This is a genomic window from Halobacillus sp. B23F22_5 (assembly GCF_043497085.1).
Classification (GTDB): Bacteria; Bacillota; Bacilli; order Bacillales; family Halobacillaceae; genus Thalassobacillus.
Genome location: NZ_JBIEKI010000001.1, coordinates 118480 through 137286, shown reverse-complemented (window position 1 = coordinate 137286; position 18807 = coordinate 118480). Strand labels below are relative to the sequence as shown.

Here is an 18807-nt window from a genome sequence, read left to right as displayed (position 1 = left end):
AAGTTTATTGGTTAATGTAATGTTTCACTTGCTGGTAATTATGTACAGGTGCTCTACCCATTCCTCCTTTACGAACAATTCATACGAAATAACGCACAGGTTCGTATACTTGTTAATTGGCTAGTTATTCGTGTTTTCCTTTAACTTTCGTTCGTCAAATTCCCTTAAAAAGCTGCAGGTAAGGGCTGAATTTGTCTATTAGAATGCCTTCTCTCCATTAAGGTTGGCTTAATGGAGAGAAGGCATTTAATCGATTGGGTAAGAGAAAGAAATCGATCGCTTCAACGAAAATTTTAAACCTGTTCACCTAAATAGCGACGCTTTCCGCTCTAATATCAGGGCTTATCGCCTAATTATCAAATAACTTCGCTCAATTAACCGCTTGGAGTGCCCAATTATGTCGCCCAGCAATAGGCATTTTCCTTCCACCATGGGAATAATTTTTCCTAAGGAGATTTTTTCGAGAGGAGTGAGGCTTTGAAGAAATTAAATCCTGAAAAGCTTTCCGTGGAATTCAGAGAAGGAGTCACCGCCACCACGCCTATACTGCCAAGGCGCTATACACTTACCCATTCAGACATTACTGCAGAGCTTTTTTTAACAATTGGACAGAATTATGCCTACGATACTATCAACCCGATGAGGGATGAAGTGCTTGGCGAATGGATCAATACGGGAGAAGGATGCTACTATCAAGCGTACGTTTTTGTAGATGGCACAGGGCCCTTTAATCAGTCCACAGCTTCGATACGAAATACGATTTTTAGAAGGGAACTGCCGCTAGCCCTTCAAGCAATCCGATATGGAGATAAACAATTTTTCATACACCACCCCCAATTAAATCATGCTCCGCTCTTCATTCATTTTATTTCCGTAAGTCCCCAGTTTAACCGGAACGAATCGTGGGGCACGTTTTCAGATTACGAAATCTAAATCTTGGCTTCCCTATTGCCTCCTTCCCCGCCATCGAAGTAGGCCCCCTGATCTGTACAAAACTGTTTTCGTGAACATAACCGGCAACCACTTCTTTCAATCCTGTTAGTTTTTCACTACCCATCTTTCCCTCATTGAACCAACTATTGTCATAGCTTCCGATCTCAGCACTCACCACTTTGACGAACGGTAATATGCCTGCCAGCAACACAAACCCCAACACAGCCGTTAATAAATTTTCCACTTAATCCCTCCTGAAATAAAATTGGTTATACTTGCTAATTGGCTAAAACTTTCCGATTTCCTTTTATTTTCGTTCCTCAAAATCACTGAAAAACCTACAACAGTACGGCTGTTTTTGCCGCATGGTGTCCACATTCTTACGAAAAGGAAGAACGTCGTCGCGTTAAGTCAGAAGTTGCTGGTGTTAGGAGGGTTTTATAGGAGTAAGGGCTGGACATCACTACGTTAGGGAGGGATCTGTTAACAAAGATGGTCTGCTCATTCAAGATAGAAAACACAACCAGGTTCATAAGGGGAACAAAAAATGCCTGCCCCACTCTGCATTCGGCAAAGTGGGGGCAGGCATTTACAAACGTGAATCAATATATTCCTGTACAGAAGCTGGTAATATGCGATAACCCAATCCTTTGTATTTCAAATCTAACAATGCAGCAATTACAATAACCACCCCGGCTATTGGCCACAACCATCGACTGATTGGCACCTGTTCCACCCCTTCCTTCATACAAAAAATAAAGGAAGCATAAATGTGCTGAACCAGCCATTATACTTCCTTTGCCACACTAATATTTCAGTTCGAATTTGCTATTTTTTCATCTTCTGCTAAATCCAGTGCCCGATCGGTTGTCGTATTAACTTCTTCAAGAAGCTCTGGATTTTCTGATAGCCGGACCCCATAAGACGGAATCATTTCTTTTATTTTCGGCTCCCATTCTTTCACATGTTGCGGGAAGCATCTTTCGAGTACTTCAAGCATGACGGATACAGCTGTAGAAGCACCTGGAGAAGCACCAAGTAAGGCAGCTATCGAGCCATCGGAAGAACTGACGACTTCGGTACCGAATTGCAGGGTTCCTTTTCCACCGGCCTCTGTATCTTTGATAACTTGTACCCGTTGACCCGCTACTACCAGGTCCCAGTCCTCACTTTTAGCATCTGGGATGAACTGGCGTAAAGCTTCCATGCGCTGTTCCTTAGACTGGACCACCTGTTCAATCAAGTATTTAGTCAAGGAAGCATTTTTCACACCGGCGCCTAACATGGTAAGAAGATTATCTGGTTTGACAGACGTCACCAAATCCGTCAGTGAACCTGTTTTAAGGAATTTCGGCGAAAAGCCGGCAAACGGTCCGAATAACAGCGACTTTCTACCATCGATAAATCGTGTATCCAGATGCGGAACGGACATTGGAGGTGCTCCAACATCAGCTTTTCCGTATACTTTTGCATGATGCTTTTCGATCACTTCCGGATTTTTGCAGACCATGAACTGACCGCTTACCGGGAATCCTCCAATACGCTTGGATTCAGGAATACCAGTTTTCTGTAAAAGGTGAAAGCTTCCGCCACCTCCGCCGATGAAAACGAAGTTCGCGGTATGGTATTCGATTTTATCGTTAGCCATATCAAGGACTTTCACTTCCCACGCGCCATCGCTGGTGCGTGTAATATCTTCTACATTGTGCTTGTAGTATACCTCGATGTCTTTGCTCTCCAAATCATCGAACATTTTACGCGTCAATGCGCCAAAATTGACATCAGTCCCGGTATCGATTTTTGTTGCTGCAATGGCTTCGTCCGCTGGCCTGTTTTTCATAATCAACGGCATCCATGTCTTCAGCTGTTCCGGATCATCGGAAAATTCCATCTCCTTGAACAGTGGATTGGCAGACATGGTTTCGAAACGCTTTCTTAAAAATTCCACGTTCTGTTTTCCTCTTACCAGACTCATGTGCGGCAATGGCATGATAAATTCCCGTGGGTTACGGATTCTATTGCTGTTTACCAGATGAGCCCAGAATTGCTTGGAAACTCTGAATTGTTCATTGACTTTAAGCGCTTTCTTAATATCGATAGAGCCGTCCGGCTTTTCCGGAGTATAGTTGAGCTCACATAAGGCAGCATGTCCTGTCCCTGCATTGTTCCATACATTCGAACTTTCCTCTCCTGCACTTTCGAGCCTTTCAAACACTCTGATGTTCCAGTCAGGTACTAATTCTTTCAGTAGTGACCCCAATGTTGCACTCATAATTCCTGCACCAATTAAGATGACGTCTGATTTCGTATATTTTTCGCTCATTTTGACTTTCAAACTCCCTAAGCATACAGAAAAGATGCAGTATCCAGCCTGCTGATAGATGATCAGCAAGACACAGTTCGACCTGATTATACACCTTTTCCGGTTATTTTTATTCCCATCTCAGTGTATCATTATTAACAATATTTTAAAATATTTATGACGTATCTATAGTAGTAAGATAATTTGATTTTTTGTAAATATCACCCAAATCTTTGTCGGATCATAAGCCTCATTTATATAATACAATAGTTTCATTATACGCACGTTCAGCCGCCCGAAGTGCTCCTTCCAGGTGTCCCCCATGTTCCGAAGCGGTTTCAGTGCCAGCAAAGACAATCTTTTTATCCCAGACTTTGGCACTTTCAGGTCTCCCATAGTTTGGAAAGCTGCTAAGCGGGGTGGAGTCATCTTCCACTGCAGTTTCAGGATCAAGTGACCAGTCCTTATACAGGAGGGAAATTGGTTTTTCAGCGGACGGACCAAAGAGCCGGACTAACTGGTCAACGACAAGTTTGAGAACTTTTTCCTCACCCAGCTCCTGGCGCATTTTTGCAGGCATTCCTAAGAAACCAAAAAGTGCACCGCAACCTGTCTCCGGTGATGCATCATGGATTTCCTGCAAGGGACCAGCCCAGCTCATTGCCTGACCGGAAAGTCCATCTTCCCGCCAAAAAGGACGATTATAAATCGCAACCGCTTTAGCCTGCCCCGCCATCCATGTGGGCTTATCCATTAAGCTGGCCGTAAGCTTATCAGGAAATGATGGCGAGAAGGTAATGTGGCGCGCCACAATCCGGGGAGGTAACGCCCGGATAACTGCTTTTGCACGTATACTTTTTTGCTTTCCAGCATGGGCAGTTTCAAGAGTGATGGTTTCTTTTTCATCCAGATGGATTGTTGTTACACGCGTGTCTAACTCAATCGTCCCGCGAGGAAGCGTGGCTGTTATCGCGTCAGTGAGAGACTGAACCCCTCCAGCAAGTCGATCTGATCTTTCCACAGCACCATCTGGTAACCTGCGTCGCTGAATGGGTTGATGCTGAGATTGCTCCAAAAGGATCGCTCCTTCGGTGTGCTGTACGAATGTTCGTAAACCTAGTTCCCTGACAAGACTGGAGATAACGGGCTCATGTTGGGGCCAGAACCATGTTGGTCCAAGGTCAAACTTGCCGAGGTCAGGCCTATTTTCGACTGCCCTGCTTAAAACCCTGCCTCCAATTCGACCTCTAGCCTCCAGCACCTTACACTCGATTCCCTTCGAAACAAGTAGAGATGCGGTACGAAGGCCACTTAAACCGGCTCCAACAATGATAATAGGATCACTCATAATTTATCTTCAACCTTTCAATTTACTTTACCCATAACAAATGGACCTGCTAGCTATGGCTATATGATTCTAAAAAACTTTTTTACTTAGGGTACGTTTCTACGAAATGTATCTAAATGAGGTACTTTACATACGTTCTTAGAACCGATTTTATACACCTATCCCTGAAATGGTCACAACACCATCTGAAGCTAGGATAACAGAAGTTGACCACATTTCGTGTTTTACTGAGGTATGGTAATTAATTATTGATACATAGCACAAATCAAATGGTAAGTATATATACCGCAAATGAATATTGCATAAGAGTGTTAATTTTGGCGATAATACCTCATAGTTTCTACTAATATCAAGAGGTGGACTATGTATTTATTATTAGTTTTGATTATTTGGAGTTTATTTGCTTATAAATTTATTGATTGGTCACGTGTAAATGACCAATATCCTACGGTTTTATTTTTCATTGCCATAAACATGACGTATAACACTATTTATCACGATCAATTACTCTGGGCTTTTCAGGGGATCACGGCAGAATGGTTAAACCATATGACAATTAATTTATTTTTCACGTTTTATATATGTCCGGTGACTCTGATTATTTTTTTCCAGCGAATGCCTACAGCTCGTAATGCAAAAATTATCTATATAACAGTTTGGGTGATTTTTTACACCATTATTGAGGCATTATTTGCTCATAAAGGGATGTATGTATACGGAGATGGATGGAATAGCTGGCAGAATATTTGGTTAAACGCCACATTGTTTTTGTTTTTGCTTATCCATTATAGAAAACCTGCTTTCGCACTTATTCTTGCTTTACCAGCTGCGGCACTTTTTTATATCATGTTCCCGGTTCCGCTCTATTGATTAAACGATGAGGTGAGACTCTTGATGTTCGTTCTAAATGTTTTGTCCACACCAGTCTTTTTGTTGCTACTATTTTTGACCTATCTATCCATGGCGCTCTATTTATTTAGACTCGAAAGAAGAAAATCTAAAAAATAATAATGAAAACAGGTTGAACAAGCCGAAATATGCAAGTTCCCTATACAAAACTTGATATTTTGGCTTGTTATATCCTCACTTACTTATGGTACGGTTCACCGTGGTTATTTAAGAGGCAAAAAATTTACCTTTTGTGAAATTTTTTAATGATAATAAAGATATGAAGATTAATTCCAAGTTAAAAGTACCAATAAGAAGGCGGCAAGTTATTAAATTTGCCGCTTTTTTAAAGCGTATCTTATCCTTGTTCTTCAAATATTAATAAAGTTCTAATTAATCCAATTATGTATACATTGCTCATATAAATGGATTCTTAAAATCAAACTCTTTTTTTAATTTACGATCCCTTAAAACATTTTTAACCGAATCATTCCTTTTCACTCTTGCTTTTGTAATCTTTATCAAATTACCAAAGTTATTTATGGATTCCATTAGTTCAGTAAAAATTGACTCTTCAATAAAAACTTTTAATATGCATTGAACTTGTTCTATTCTTTTATTTATGGATGGATGACTGGCACTTCCCTCATTAGGATTTAACGAAATTACTTTTAAAATTTCTAATGTTAACAGTGAGCCCATTGCTGTTTCAAAAGCTTTTTGGGCTTTACTGGAGAGTTTGTCTTGGAAGTTATCTTGCGATACACCTAACATTAGTAAAATTGCCATTGCATCTGCTTGAAATTCATTAGCAATACTTCCTCTTTCTTTTTCCCAAAACCTACAACTTTCAGGTAATAAGTTTATAAGTTTAAGCCCATCGTTCGCTCTACCAGTATGACCTAATAAATGATGTGAAATTTCATGAGAAAGAATGAAATTATCTGTGAGAGTGGCAATTCCGACAGCCTTTCTTTCACTTTGCTTAGAAATAAGCTCTATTATTGTTTTTTCTTTAAGTTGAATGTGATTTCCATTTGCTTCCCATTCAAGACTTGCCATTGAAATTTTTGTTAACCTCACAATTAATTGCATCTGCATAAAAGGTTTAGGTTTATCTACTCTTAATTCTAAAAAATCATAAAAAACTGTTACAAACTGATAACAAACATCAGACAAGCCTACATTGAACGCTATTAAATCCCCCCAGTAACTTTTATCGCCTTCTTTTGCACCTGCATTACTTACTTTATCTCTCACTTTATATACAAATAAATTCTCTATTCTTTGTTTTATTTTCCCCGTATGAATTGATGTTAGATTTGCTATTAAATCTTCTATTAATCTATCATTACTTCTCCTTGGAATGTGATTAAGTATTTTCCTAGCTTTCCTCTCGTTTATTTTTTCATAGTATTCCTTCTGGTATATCTTTTGATAACTCTTCCCTTTATGACTTGGATTAATATGAGTATAATAATATTCTCTTGCGTTCACATTAAACAACCCCAAATGCATTTTTATTTTATTGTGAATTAAAGATAGTGAATCTTTAAATTTATTAATAACCTCTTTCTAATCCTATAATTAAAGCTGACCTCTGGATCAAAATAAAAAGTGAATATTTTAAAAATTTGATTAATAATTTTAAGAGGCATTGACAAGTAAAAAGTTACAAACTCTAACTTATAAAAATAAGCACTGGAAGAAACACTTCAGTGCTTATTAACATATTTATTCATTCTTTATCTGTAATTTGAGGATTCAAGAATACCTTTAAAAGGATTTAAGTCCTCATCAATAACTCTAAGTTTTAAATCTTCATGACTTCCAAATTCATTTTTAAAGCTAATAGTGGCACTTTCAATTTGACAGAGCTTCGGAATATGTTCGGTATCATAAGGGTTAATGACATGTACTAGATCTCTTGGCTTGGAATTATACTCATACTGGGATTTTAAAGTATATCCTTCCCCCCCTAGATGCGAGGAACTCTCAATACTAATTAAGTTATCTTCATTATATACTGGTAATTTATCTTGTAAAAAGGCTTGATAGATAAGTTGATTTAGAGTGTGTATTGATTCTCTAATACACATTAAAGAAAACATATATTTTAAAGGTATTAAAGCATTTCCTCTCTTTGCACTTCTAATAGCTTCTAACATGTCATCTGGGTAAGTCATAACCCCAGCTTTATATAACCTATCTGTAAATACATAATTAGTATTTTCAATTTTCTCGTCACTTACTTTATTTAATTCAGAATATAAATTGACTGGTATTTTACCTATTTCTTGAAACCCCTTATGTTTTCTAAAGGAAGATTTTAATCTTTCCAACTGATCTTCTGAAAATATAGATGACTTAAAACTACTTAAATCCTTACTTACAACATTCCCATACATACTATAAGGATTTAATGTACGTCTGTGAATCAAATTATCAGGTAATAATTTGATTATTTTTTCGTCCACAAACATAAATTCTTTATGTAATTTGGTCAATAAATTAAAATGTTTCTGTGATAATTCTGGTACTAGACAATTCAGATCTTTTTCAATCTCTTTTCTCTTGTGATTTGCTATTAAATACCCATAGAATTGTATATTTGCTTTTACTGCACTTTGGTTTCTTATCGATTTACCCATTTCATACTTATCTAGTTTTTGACCAATTTGAACTTCCTGGAAATGATTTATTTCATTCATCATTACAGACACTTCTTCTCTTAGAGGTGATTTTATAACGGTTTTACATAATTCATACGCAACCTTTAAAATACTCATTTATATTTAATCCCCTTTCCGTAAAGCAAATACTCCAATTGTTCTTTTACAATTTTGTCAATATCTTCACTTAAAGTAGTAAATCTTAAATCAGTAATTCCATCTGTCTCATTAATAAACTGTATATTCTTATCCTCAATAAAATTCAAAACTAGATTGGGTATGTGTCGAATTGAAACAGCTAAAAACTTCTCAACTAATAGTTTCTCCCCAGTTATATCTTTTTGAATAAAGGGATTCCATATACTTGGGTTATAACGTGATAAAAAACCAAGACCGAATAATCCTGTATACATTGCAATTAAGGGAGATAAATTAACTTGCTTACCATGTTTTTCAAAAGATAATTGCAGGTATTTTCTCCCATATAGAGAGTATACTCCAATATCCCTATGTTTGATTTTTCTATTAAGGATTACTCTTTCTTTTTGAATTTCTGGTCTCAAATAATTCTCTTTTAAATCTTTAACCTTTTCTAATAGATTAAGATTGTGTTCAAGATATGGGCACTCACCGAAGTTTATTCTCTCGATAGTTCTATTTCTCAGTTTAACAATTTCAATGGGAAGTACGTTTGAGTTAGTTGAATAACGATTCTCAAAGTCATTTCTTAAATCCGGAATAATACTAAATAACTCCATTAACTCTAAATTTATTCCATTAGGAAGAATATTACTTGAATAAATCTCATTAAATCTCGAAAAACCACCATATTCAGCATCTTTTATTGAAATAAATGACTTACCTATTCCTGCCTTTAAATCTGTAGGAGGTGTCATTGTCATACCATGACCTCTTATATCAATTTTTTCACCTAGTTTTAGACTTGCAGACCCCGCCAATAGATTAGTGACACCATAATAAATCAATAAAGGGGTTATATAGAGAGATGAATGCTTTGCGGCTTCAAAGTAAGCATGAGACTGCATAATTGAACCTGCAATAAATTCAGTTAATTCTTCATTTGAATTGTGTTGCATTTTATCAGAATATTTTTTTATATTAGAAGGATATCCAAACCTCAACAGTAATTTCCATTGTTCTTCCTCTGGATTTTCTGTAACAATATTGGTTATTTCCACTTTAAAACTCATCTCCAAATCTTCAACTGTTTGTTAAATCTAGCATTCCACCTTAAATCCCCAAAAGTTCACAGTGATTTATAAGTTATTTCTCCCACAGCATTTTTTATACTTTTTTCCACTTCCGCAAGGACATGAATCATTTCTTCCAATCTTCTTTATACCATTTTGCTTTTTATATGATAGTATGCGTTGTTGTGCATACCTTTCAGTTAATTCACTAAACTCTGTAGCTCTTTCAGGTGGAATATCATCCTTAGTAAGAAAGTCGAAATCTACGTTATATAATTTACTCTTAGAGTCGTAATCTAAATACAATGCTAACCTAATAGCATCATTAGGTTTTAACATTGTTGCAATAACATAATCTTTTGCTTTTTCTCCAGTAAATCTACTAATTCCATTTTGATTACAAATGAAAGTAATTTTGGTTTCTCCAAACAGACTTAGAGGCATGACTCTTTTTACTTCTGTTTGTCTATTCATCAAGGTATTTATCTTACTATCAACCTCAACTCGTGTATCACCGTTTAAATTAAGTAGATCACTAGCAACTCTAGTAAATCCGCTTTTTCTTTGTTTATCGAGAATATCAATAATTTCTCTTAGCTTCTGTGGAATTGCTTGTTGAGGTTTCTTGGGCGTTTCAACGTCTGGAAAAACTAACATTGAAAAATAATTATCTAACTCTTCCCTATAACCATGCCAATGTGCTATCATACCATTTCTTGATTCAGAAGTTTGAGTGTATAGGTTATGCTCAATGTACATACCTAAATGGTCTAACTCATCAATAAGTTCTAAATCATTCGATCTTGATGCCTTTACACGCTGCTCCAAAAAATGAAGAAACATACTTAGAGAATTAAAGTAATCAGCATATACCCTCAGTTCATCAAGCGCGACATTCCATGATGGTATATCACCTAGTTCAATCCCAATAGCAGATAGCTTATTAAGCCTAGCTGCAAACTCGTTAAAATTATCAATAGTAACATTACAGGAAACTATATGCCTATAATCATCATAGTTTAATTCTTTTATCGGCTCATGCTCCTCATTACAAATTATGATTTTCCCTTCTGTTTTTAAGGTGTCTATAAATCTACTTGCTTGCTCATGAGGCTTTTTTGCTAGATTTTCAATTGATTTAACAAAAGCCCTGAAATCAGTAGAAGGGGAGGTATAGGTAAATGAACCTGCCTTCACTTCTATAACGATCAAATGTTCATCAAATATTAAAAGCCCATCACATTCACACCATTGTTTTTTTCCATTATTACCAGTTTTGCTTTGATAGTAGATAGAGCTATACGATTCAGATTCAGGAAGTAACTTATCGAACAAAGCAAAAGGCAATTTTTCTGACACCTGCTTTTGTCTCACGTTCCATTCACTTTTATATTCCGGCTTAAGTCTAAACATTAACCTTTGAATAACTCTGTACAAGTTATCGAAAAGACTATAGTAATCAAAACAAAAGATTTTTTCCTCTATGCAAATAAAAGGACGTTCTTCAATTGGTAATCTTTTCAATGGCCATCCTGCATAATCGCCTTCAGAGTAAAAAATCTTATCTTCTCCTATTTTCCAAGATAGCTCTTCTAATAAAACTCTAGGAAGTCCCGTTACTTTCTCTACATCAAACAAATCATATCCTACACATCGCCCAATAAATGTGTCACTAAGCTCCTTCAATTCTAATTCTTTTAATAATTTATCCATTTCTTCTCGAGATTCTTTCGGAATATTTTCGAATTCTTCTCCAAATAAAGGGATAGTCTTTTCCATAAGAGTTTCTAAATCCTGCATTGCATTATCCATCCCTCGCATCAAGGATGTTTGCATTTTTTCCATACCTAATAGGAACTCCTTTATACCAATACCAAAAAGTTCTTGAAAAACCTCTTCATGTGGGGATAATAAATCAAAATGATGAGTAAATTCATGAACAGGATATCTTTGACCTCTTACTGTAGTTTTTAATTCTTGTGCTTGAACATAAAGAGAATTATAATTCTCTTTAAAATTTGGATCTGTCTTCTTTAAATAAGCCGAATGACAAATGTGGTAGTGACTTAGACTACTATAAAGCTCAGACACTTTATTATAAATAATACCCCAAGTGTCTATATCATCTTCCCCATTTACACTTTTTGGGGGACCAGTTGAAACAATTACACTTTGTACGTAGTCTAGCATTCGTACGGCAACTATTTCATCAAAGCCATATTGAAATTCTGATGTTGTGCCTAACATAGACATAAACATATTTTGATAACTTTGATGTAATAGCATTAACGGATTACAGCTTGCTACTAAATCACGAATTTCATGAACAAGCTGATTTATTTTAGATTTTATTTCAGGGTATTCGTTTGCTAAATTACTAAAATAATCTTGATGATCTTCTTCTGTCATATTATTTTTCATAATTACTTCATTTCCAAATCTTGCAATTTCAATTGGACCATATCTTACATAATCATCTGGTTTTAGAGGTTTTGTTTTCCTATTCTTCATTTTTAATCTCCTTTCTAAAAAGAATCAATATTTTTGTCTACCTTAGAGGGGGAGGTTCTAGCCTAATTAATTCGTTGGTGTTTCACTTTCTCACACCTATTTAATTGACAAGTTCTAACACTTTTATAATATACTAGTTAACTCTTCATAATCCATAAATTGTTAAATCAAAACCCTATTTTATGATACTATTATCTTAAAAAGAAACAATGAGGCTACAAATATGAGTGAATTAGTATTTGAAAACAGAGATTTTACACAGACTTCAGACTATACCGTTAAGCAGGTTCATCTAAATAATTATCCTATTGTCTATATTCTTTATAACGAGAGAAAAAGGCCATCAGCTTATATCGGACAAACCGTTCAGGCTACAAGAAGGTTAAAGAACCATTTAGAGGATAAAAGGCGAAGGAATTTAAACCGGTCTATTTTAATTGGACACGAGAAGTTTAATCAGTCTGCTACGTATAATATTGAGTCAAACTTGATTAATTATTTTATTGCCGATAACCACTTTCAATTGCAAAATGTAAGTCAGACCTGCTCAAGGGAAACGCACAATTACTTTGAAAAATCATTCTATAATGAAGAGCTTTTTCAAGCAATTTGGGAGAAGCTTCGTGAAGAGAAAATTGTGAGTGATACCCTTGAAAATCTTAGGAACAAAGATATTTATAAACTATCACCTTATAAGGAATTATCACCTCTGCAGCTGGATATTAAAAATGAAATTCTTGATTTCTGTAAGGAACATATCATGTTAGAGGGCAACCATGTAATTACAGTTGAAGGGGATGCTGGGACGGGTAAAAGTGTCCTATTAAGCTCTTTATTTAATACTCTTCAGTATTTATCTAAGGATAGCAGCTCTCTCCTACAAGGAACCGATAATTACTTACTTGTGAATAATGGCGAGATGCTGAAGACATATAAAAATATTGCTAATAGCTTGCCGAATATTAAGAAAAAAAACCTAATGAAGCCAACACCATTCATTAATGAGAAAACGAAGTCAGGAGCTTCAGCAGATATTGTTCTTATAGATGAAGCCCACCTTCTTTTAACAAAGGAAGATTCCTATAACAATTTCAACTATAAAAATCAGTTGGATGAGATCATAAAACGAAATAAAATTACCATTGTTATCTTTGACCCTAAACAAGTTCTGAAAATTAAAAGCTATTGGAACGACAGTTTGCTCGAGGAAATTACAAGACACTATTCAGCTAAAACCGTAAAGTTAACAGATCAAATGAGGATGAATGCCAGTCCTAAAACAATACATTGGATTAATAGCTTTGTTGCTAAGGAAGTTCTTCCACTTCCTGTAGAAAAAGACTCTTTTTTTGAGCTTGAAATTTTCAAAGATGCTGAGTCGTTTAAATCAGCTATAGAAAATAAGAACTCTGAAGTTGGACTATCGCGGATTGTTTCAACCTTTGACTACTTACATAAAAAAGACAACAAATCGTATATTGTCGATGAAGATGGATTAAACATGCCTTGGAATAACACAATGAACAATGTAGCATGGGCTGAGAATCCACAATCTATTAGAGAAGTAGGCTCTATATATACTGTACAAGGCTTTGATCTAAACTATGTCGGTGTAGTTCTTGGTCCTTCCGTCAGCTATAATGAAGATGAAAACAAACTAGTTATTGACCCTTCTAGATATAAAGATACCGGCGCATTCGCTTCACGCTCTGATTTATCAACAGAGAAGAACCAAGAAATTAAGGAAGAAATCATCCTCAATTCCATTAACGTTTTAATGAAAAGAGGAATTCATGGTTTATATATATATGCTACAGACCCTATATTAAAAAAACATCTACTAAATTTAGAAAGGAGAAGAAAAGCATGAGTGATATTCAACACTTAATCAATAAAATAAACAAATTCCGAGACGAGCGTAACTGGAGACAATATCACAATCCCAAAGACCTTGCTATTTCTATTTCTATTGAAGCAGCTGAACTACTTGAAGACTTTCAATGGGTCAATAGCGAGGAAGCACTTAAAACTAATAAAGAAAACATCCGTGAAGAAATCGCGGATGTCTTAATCTACTCATTGATGTTGTGTTCTGACCTTGAGTTGGATGTCCAAGAGATTGTAGAAGAGAAGGTCATGAAAAACGGAAGGAAGTATCCTATTGGGTAAGTATTGGGTACTTCCTTTTTCACATTGGGTTTTCTATTATTTTAATAACATTACCAACCGTTTCTTTACTTAGTTTATGTTATTCAGTTCCAAATCAAATATCACATCTACTATGCGTAGAGCCTTTGTATTTAACCTTGTTTTTCTTTTAGTTAGGGACGTTATCATAATGGCATCTAAATTAAGATTCGGTTCACTAGAGTGTTCCATTATATTCGATACTTGTCTTTGTAACTTTTCTGCTTCTTTATCTCATCTTTTTTTTTGCCTCTATTTATGATAAGGTTCATTTCGATTGATTTTAAACGCGCGGTAGATCTGCTCAACCAGAACCAGCCGCATCAGCTGATGGGGGAACGTCATTTTTGAAAAAGACAGCCCCATGTCACTGCGCTTCAATACCTCATCACTCAACCCCAGTGATCCACCGATGACGAAGGTCACCTTGCTTTTTCCGTATGTAGCGAGATCGTCCAATTTTTTGGCGAATTTTTCAGAGGTGAGCTGTTTACCTTCAATTTCAAGGGTGAAGACATAGCTGTCCGGATTGATTTTCGCTAGAATTCGTTCGCCTTCTTTGTTCTTCACTTCTTCCATATCCGCTTCGCTTAAATTTTCCGGTGCTTTTTCATCTGCGACTTCCACCATATCTATCGATGCATAAGGGCCCAGGCGTTTGACGTATTCCTGGATGCCTTGCTTCAAGTATTTTTCTTTCAATTTCCCTACGGTTACAATCGTGATCTTCATAGATAGTCCTCCATTGATAAGGATAGTCTTAGTTTATCATAGCAAGAACGACAAAGAATAAACATAACCCGCCTTAGACAATAAGTGCAAATGACAAGAGCTTTTTGCTGTTCCATGTTACGCTGAAACCAACTAATAGCGGGGTGATAACTTTGAAAATAGGAATTGTGGGTTTAGGAGACATCGCAAAGAAAGCCTACCTGCCTGTTCTTTCGGAAAAAGCAGGCGTGGAACTTGTGCTCTGCACACGAAACGCGGAAACACTCGAACACCTTTCGGCTAAATATCGGATTCCTGAAAAAGTCCAGACCGTTGAGGAGCTGATGGAGAAGGATATCGATGGCGCTATCGTCAGTGCGGCAACAGAAGCTCACTTTGAAATAGCGGAGAAGCTACTGTCACATGGCATTCATACCTACATAGACAAGCCGATTTCGATGAATTTCCAGGAAACACAAAGAATCATCCAACTTGCAGAAGAAAACAAGACAATAGCCATGGTCGGTTTCAACCGGCGCTTCATTCCACCTGTAAAAGCACTGAAAGATAACGGCAGGCCGGGTCTGATAATCATGCAGAAAAACCGTTTTAAGCTGCCCGATTATGTCCGGCGTTTTGTCGTCGAAGATTTTATCCATGTCGTTGATACCCTTCGTTTTCTGATGGATACCGAAGTGAAAGACATCCATGTCCAGACGCTGAAAAACGGCGATATGATGGACCACCTGATCATCCAGCTGGTTGGTGACGGCTGCACCGCAATGGGCATCATGAACCGCAATGGCGGCGTCACGGAAGAAACCATCGAATATTCCGCTGGGAATCATAAATATGTCATCAAAGACCTGGTGGAAACCACCCATTATCACAATAAAGAAATCAGTATCTCCCAATTTGGCGGCTGGGATCCAACCTTGTATAAACGCGGTTTTTACCAGATCACCGATCATTTCATCGACTGTATCGCCAACAACCGGACGCCTGACCCGTCAATCCAAGACTCGCTTACAACTCATTACATCTGTGAACAGATCGTCGAGAAAATAGAAAATTAATCTTGTAAAAACAAAAACGGACGCGTTAAAGGCGTCCGTTTTTGCTCTCATGTATAGTAGGGGGTCACACAAGAATATCTACAAAGATGCAAGAAGCATCCTGTATTCCAAATTAGTTGACTTGCGGGAAGCCGAAACCAGACGCATAATCATCGCCGGATGCAGCGCCATATCCACCAAGGATATCATTAGCTGTCGCACGGTTTTGCAACTCAGCACGCAGACCAGCATTGCTTAGTCCAGGATTTTCCGCCCAGATTTTAGCAGCAAGACCGGATACGTGTGGAGTAGCCATGGAAGTACCACTGATGGTGTTATAACCGCCATCATACCAAGTGGACTCGATAGCTGCACCTGGTGCCGATACTTCTACATCCAAACGGCCGATCTGATAGTCGCCGTCCGTATTCGGATTTCCACGGGAAGAGAAATCAGCTACACGGTATGTGCCATTTTCCTGTGTATCTTCAAGCGCTGCTACTGCAACCGCATCTTCTAAGGCACCTGGATAACCGATAGTGTTGGCATCCGGTCCAGAGTTACCGGCAGCCGCTACCACAAGCGCACCATTATTATTAGCATAGGTGACAGCGTCGGAGATCAACGTGCTCTCAGAGCTTGCTCCAAGGGACATAGAGATAACGACATTTACACCGTTAGCCTGTCCTTCGTCTGCAGCCATTTTAATTGCATTTGCAATATCATCAGAGTAACCGGAGCCACGGTCGTTCAAAACTTTGTAAGCCCATAGGTTTGCATCTGGTGCCACACCGTAAACGCCAAGGCCGTCTGCCCCGCCATCAGCAAGTACCGTACCTGCTACGTGTGTACCATGACCGTTTTTGTCGTTACAAGTTCCTTCGACCAGAGGAGAACGCCTTTGGCTGAAATCTTTACATTGTTCAACATTTGAATTTAAATCCACATGATCGGCAACACCTGTATCGAGGACTGCGACACGGATATTATCGCCGCCATCAGTAGTTGCGATTGAGCTGTCATTATAGATTGCTTCCATTCCCCAAGGAGTCTGGTCGGAAGGTAAAGCACGTTGTCCTGATTTATCTGGTTTAGCCTCCAACGACACCTTTTCTACTTTAGAGACCTCTAAATTCTTATTCTTTTGTAAAGCATCGAACTGCTTCTGGTTTACATTGGTAGTAAAACCTTTTGTATTGAAATCATGACGGACACCATAGTTTGTTTTTGCTTTTTCTTCAACTGCTTCATTAGCAGACTTGATCAATACACGAATTTGTTCCTGTCCATTAGCTTTGGCATCATCCGCTGCGGCAGCAAATGCACTGATAGCAAATACGGACATAAGTAATAGAGTGGTCGTAACTGAAAATAATAGTTTCTTCATTCTATTCCGCCTTTTCTAAGTATTTTTTAATAGATTACTAGAATCTGCTTATTGTTATCCGAAGATTCTGTAAAATTTGATAATTTTAATTCTAGCACAGTCCATCACCATATTATTGAGTAGTAAGAGGTAAATAGATAGGTAATATCGGCTAATTTTTCATTATTGAGCTAGTGGAAAACCGAATCCGGACGCATAATCGTCACCTTCAGCGGCTCCTGTTCCGCCAAGGATGTCATTAGCTGTCGCACGGTTTTGCAATTCGGCACGTAGATCCGTATTGCTTAGTCCAGGGTTTTGCGCCCAGATTTTAGCTGCAAGACCGGAAATGTGTGGAGTAGCCATGGAAGTACCACTGATCGTGTTGTAGCCGCCATCATTCCACGTGGACGCAATCGCTGCTCCTGGAGCAGCAAGTTCTACATCACGCTCCTGAATGACATAGTCGCCATCAGTGTCTGGATTTCCACGAGAAGAAAAGTCAGCAACACGATACGTGCCATTTTCCTGAACATCCTCTAAAGCTGCTACAGCCACAGCATTTGCAACTGCACCCGGGTAGCCGATTGTATCAGCATCGGGACCAGAATTCCCGGCTGCCGCTACAACAAGGACACCATTTTCATACGCATAATCTACAGCTTCTGTAATCAAGCTGCTTTCAGAACTGGAACCTAACGACATAGAGATGACTACATTCACCCCTTGTGCTTGTCCCTGATCAGCAGCATGGCGGATCGCATTGGCGATATCATCAGAGAACCCTGTCCCAAAATCACCAAGAACTTTGTAAGCCCATAGTTTGGCATCTGGGGCCACTCCATAAATACCTGCACCATCTGCACCACCATTAGCCAGTACAGTTCCAGCTACATGGGTACCGTGACCGTTCACATCATTACAAGAACCATCTACGCGTGAAAAGAAGAACCTGCTGAAATCCTTACATTGTTCCACGTTGCCTTCCAGGTCGACGTGATCGGTTTTTGAACCAGTATCAAGTACAGCTACACGAATATCGTCACCGCCATCCGTGGCTGTAATGGAGTCATCGTTATAAATGGCTTCCATTCCCCAAGGAGTTTGATCAGAAGGGGCTGTGCTACGATCAGCCGCAGCTTGAGGTTTATTTACTAAAGAGACTTTATCCACTTTAGTAACGTTGAGGTTTTTATTATTTTGCAGAGCTTTATACTGTTGGAGCGTGACATTGGTAGAGAAACCTTGTTTGCCAAAATCATGTCTGACATCATACTTTTCTTTCGCCTGATTTTTCGCATTCTCATTCGTGGACTCAATCAGGACACGTACCCACTCATTTCCCTTTTCTTTTTCCGGGGATGCGAATGCACTGACAGCAAACAGCGACATCATCAAGATGGTAGTAGTTAACGTAAAAAATACTTTTTTCATTAACGCATGCCTCCTGTTAAGATTTTTCAGCAATAGATTAATAGATTTATGCATAACCCCCTTTTATTCAGAAGATTTAGTCTATTGCGTTAAATTTGATTTTAGCACAGGATTTCAGGGGATTGATTGAGTAAGAGGAAGTAATTTCCTAGTACTTTTACACTATTTATCTAAATTTTCCGACATTTT

At 37.8% G+C, this 18807-nt stretch carries 16 protein-coding genes; 5 read left to right on the top strand and 11 right to left on the bottom strand.

The window, feature by feature from the left end; genetic code table 11:
• Positions 1–477 precede the first annotated feature (477 nt).
• Positions 478–933: a staygreen family protein gene (locus ACGTN9_RS00675; protein WP_499589529.1), complete on the top strand. Its 456-nt coding sequence runs from the start codon at positions 478–480 to the stop codon at positions 931–933.
• Here ACGTN9_RS00675 and ACGTN9_RS00670 read toward each other — a convergent pair.
• The 4 genes from ACGTN9_RS00670 to ACGTN9_RS00655 all read right to left on the bottom strand — a co-directional run bounded on the left by ACGTN9_RS00670 (position 887) and on the right by ACGTN9_RS00655 (position 4583).
• Entirely contained in the window at positions 887–1177 is a 291-nt protein-coding gene (locus ACGTN9_RS00670) for a hypothetical protein (protein ID WP_499589527.1), read from the bottom strand. The genes ACGTN9_RS00675 and ACGTN9_RS00670 overlap by 47 nt on opposite strands.
• A 345-nt stretch (positions 1178–1522) precedes the next feature.
• Entirely contained in the window at positions 1523–1660 is a 138-nt protein-coding gene (locus ACGTN9_RS00665) for a hypothetical protein (protein ID WP_499589525.1), read from the bottom strand.
• An 87-nt stretch (positions 1661–1747) separates the two neighbouring features.
• A complete protein-coding gene (locus tag ACGTN9_RS00660; RefSeq protein WP_499589523.1) occupies positions 1748–3256 on the bottom strand; it encodes a malate:quinone oxidoreductase in 1509 nt (502 codons plus the stop codon).
• A gap of 229 nt (positions 3257–3485) precedes the next feature.
• Positions 3486–4583: a flavin monoamine oxidase family protein gene (locus ACGTN9_RS00655; RefSeq protein ID WP_499589521.1), complete on the bottom strand. Its 1098-nt coding sequence runs from the start codon at positions 4581–4583 to the stop codon at positions 3486–3488.
• Positions 4584–4946: 363 nt separating this feature from the next.
• Here ACGTN9_RS00655 and ACGTN9_RS00650 point away from each other — a divergent pair, with 363 nt between their 5' ends.
• Positions 4947–5453, top strand: coding sequence for a CBO0543 family protein (locus tag ACGTN9_RS00650; protein ID WP_499589519.1), 507 nt, complete (start codon positions 4947–4949; stop codon positions 5451–5453).
• A 435-nt stretch (positions 5454–5888) separates the two neighbouring features.
• Here the strand turns inward: ACGTN9_RS00650 and ACGTN9_RS00645 are convergent, their stop codons facing one another.
• The 4 genes from ACGTN9_RS00645 to ACGTN9_RS00630 all read right to left on the bottom strand — a co-directional run bounded on the left by ACGTN9_RS00645 (position 5889) and on the right by ACGTN9_RS00630 (position 11865).
• Positions 5889–6968 (bottom strand): phage exclusion protein Lit family protein, encoded by a 1080-nt coding sequence (locus ACGTN9_RS00645; protein ID WP_499589517.1) that lies wholly within the window; start codon positions 6966–6968, stop codon positions 5889–5891.
• A 248-nt stretch (positions 6969–7216) separates the two neighbouring features.
• Positions 7217–8260, bottom strand: a complete 1044-nt coding sequence (locus tag ACGTN9_RS00640; protein ID WP_499589515.1) for a hypothetical protein — start codon at positions 8258–8260, stop codon at positions 7217–7219.
• Positions 8257–9354, bottom strand: a complete 1098-nt coding sequence (locus ACGTN9_RS00635; protein WP_499589513.1) for a YaaC family protein — start codon at positions 9352–9354, stop codon at positions 8257–8259. Before ACGTN9_RS00635 ends, ACGTN9_RS00640 begins: the two co-directional genes overlap by 4 nt.
• Positions 9355–9420: 66 nt before the next feature.
• The gene (locus tag ACGTN9_RS00630) at positions 9421–11865 is read right to left on the bottom strand and encodes a YecA family protein (protein ID WP_499589511.1); all 2445 of its coding nucleotides are present in this window, start codon (positions 11863–11865) and stop codon (positions 9421–9423) included.
• Between the two features lie 223 nt (positions 11866–12088).
• Between ACGTN9_RS00630 and ACGTN9_RS00625 the strand changes: the two genes are divergently transcribed.
• On the top strand, positions 12089–13735 hold the full coding sequence (locus tag ACGTN9_RS00625; protein WP_499589509.1) for a DUF2075 domain-containing protein: 1647 nt from the start codon (positions 12089–12091) through the stop codon (positions 13733–13735).
• The gene (locus ACGTN9_RS00620; protein WP_499589507.1) at positions 13732–14034 is read left to right on the top strand and encodes a nucleotide pyrophosphohydrolase; all 303 of its coding nucleotides are present in this window, start codon (positions 13732–13734) and stop codon (positions 14032–14034) included. The genes ACGTN9_RS00625 and ACGTN9_RS00620 overlap by 4 nt, the downstream gene beginning before the upstream one ends.
• A 270-nt stretch (positions 14035–14304) precedes the next feature.
• On the opposite strand, the gene rlmH is transcribed toward ACGTN9_RS00620, so the two are convergent.
• Positions 14305–14784 (bottom strand): 23S rRNA (pseudouridine(1915)-N(3))-methyltransferase RlmH, encoded by a 480-nt coding sequence (rlmH, locus tag ACGTN9_RS00615; RefSeq protein ID WP_499589505.1) that lies wholly within the window; start codon positions 14782–14784, stop codon positions 14305–14307.
• Between the two features lie 143 nt (positions 14785–14927).
• Between rlmH and ACGTN9_RS00610 the strand changes: the two genes are divergently transcribed.
• Entirely contained in the window at positions 14928–15839 is a 912-nt protein-coding gene (locus tag ACGTN9_RS00610; RefSeq protein WP_499590479.1) for a Gfo/Idh/MocA family protein, read from the top strand.
• Positions 15840–15951: 112 nt separating this feature from the next.
• Here the strand turns inward: ACGTN9_RS00610 and ACGTN9_RS00605 are convergent, their stop codons facing one another.
• Positions 15952–17205, bottom strand: a complete 1254-nt coding sequence (locus ACGTN9_RS00605) for a S8 family serine peptidase (RefSeq protein ID WP_499589503.1) — start codon at positions 17203–17205, stop codon at positions 15952–15954.
• 162 nt (positions 17206–17367) lie between these two features.
• On the bottom strand, positions 17368–18618 hold the full coding sequence (locus tag ACGTN9_RS00600; protein ID WP_499589501.1) for a S8 family peptidase: 1251 nt from the start codon (positions 18616–18618) through the stop codon (positions 17368–17370).
• Positions 18619–18807: the final 189 nt, after the last annotated feature.